The following is a 1648-nucleotide window of genomic DNA, read 5'->3' on the forward strand; positions in this document are numbered from 1 at the left end:
GGTGGGGCGGCCGATCTGGTCGGCGACGACGCCCACCTCGTCGCGGTCGCGCGCCAGGCGCAGCATGGTCTTGACGAAATTGGCCCCGTGGACGCCGTACACCCACGCGGTCCGCAGGGTGATCGCCGGTCCGCCCGCCGCCGCCACGGCCTGTTCGCCGGCCAGCTTGCTGACGCCGTAGACGCCGGTCGGGCCGGTGGGGTCGGTCTCGACATAGGGCCGGTCCAGCGCGCCGTCGAACACGTAGTCGGTCGAGAAATGCACGAAGGGCAGGGCGCGGGCGGCGCAGGCGGCGGCCATGGCGGCCGGGGCGTCGCGGTTCAGGGCGAAGGCGGCGTCCGGCGCGCTCTCGGCCTTGTCGACGGCGGTGTAGGCGGCGGCGTTGATCATCGCGCTGGGCGAGACCTGGGCGATCAGCTCGGCGATCCCGGCAGGGTCGCTCAGGTCCAGGGTCTGGCGACCGGCGAAGGTCATGGCGCGGCCGGTCGCCTCGGCGAGGCCGGCCAGCTCGCGGGCCACCTGGCCGTTGCGGCCGAAGACGAGGATGGGTCCGGCCATGGGCCTCAGCCGGCCTTGGCGGCCAGCAGGCCCAGCCGCCGGCCGTCATAGGCGGCGCGCAGCGGCGTCCACCAGTCGGGCCGGGCCAGGTACCATTCGACGGTCTTGCGGATGCCGGTCTCGAAGGTCTCGCGGGCCCGCCAGCCCAGCTCGGTCTCGACCTTGGTCGCGTCGATGGCGTAGCGCTGGTCGTGGCCGGGACGGTCGGCGACGAAGGTGATCAGGTCGCGGTGCGAGCCCTCGGCGCTGGGGGCCAGCTCGTCCAGCAGGTCGCAGATCGTTTCGACCACCTGCAGGTTGGAGCGCTCGTTGCGGCCGCCGACATTGTATTTCTCGCCCGGACGGCCGGTCTCCAGGATCGTGCGCAGGGCGCGGGCGTGGTCCTCGACGAACAGCCAGTCGCGGATGTTGGCCCCGTCGCCGTAGACCGGCAGGGCCCGGCGCTCCAGGCCGTTCAGGATCATCAGCGGGATCAGCTTCTCGGGGAAGTGATAGGGGCCGTAATTGTTGGAGCAGTTGGAGACCAGCACCGGCAGGCCGTAGGTGTGGAACCAGGCCAGGGCCAGGTGGTCGGCCGCCGCCTTGGACGCCGAATAGGGCGAGGTGGGCGCGTAGGCGGTGGTCTCCTCGAACAGGCCCTCGGCGCCGAGGCTGCCATAGACCTCGTCGGTGGAGACGTGGACGAAGCGGAAGGCGTCCTTGGCGTCGCCGGCCAGGCCCCGCCAGTAGTCCAGGGCGCAGTCCAGCATCACATACGTGCCGACGATGTTGGTCTCGACGAACGGACCGGCCCCCGAAATCGAGCGGTCCACGTGGGATTCGGCGGCCAGGTGCAGGACGGCGTCGGGGCGATGGGTGTCGAACACCGCCTTGATCGCGGCGCGGTCGGCGACGTCGGCGTGGACGAAGACATAGTCGGGCGAGTCCGAGACCTCGGCCACCGAGGTCAGGGTGCCGGCGTAGGTCAGCTTGTCGACATTGACGACCTGGTCGCCCGTCTCGCCGAGCAGGAGACGGCAGACCGCCGAGCCGATGAAGCCCGCGCCGCCGGTGACCAGTATCTTCACGCCCTGTTCCTTCCAGGCCGACC

At 71.2% G+C, this 1648-nt stretch carries 2 protein-coding genes; both read right to left on the reverse strand.

What is annotated here, in order from left to right; all coding sequences use genetic code 11:
* The coding region (locus AC1DZ6_RS24805) for an SDR family oxidoreductase (RefSeq protein WP_477099757.1) at positions 1-558 on the reverse strand (558 nt) is incomplete at its 3' end.
* Between the two features lie 5 nt (positions 559-563).
* Positions 564-1625, reverse strand: a complete 1062-nt coding sequence (gene rfbB / locus AC1DZ6_RS24810; protein ID WP_477099758.1) for a dTDP-glucose 4,6-dehydratase — start codon at positions 1623-1625, stop codon at positions 564-566.
* Positions 1626-1648 lie beyond the last annotated feature (23 nt).

Source organism: Caulobacter sp. P1_B12_2 (assembly GCF_056406675.1).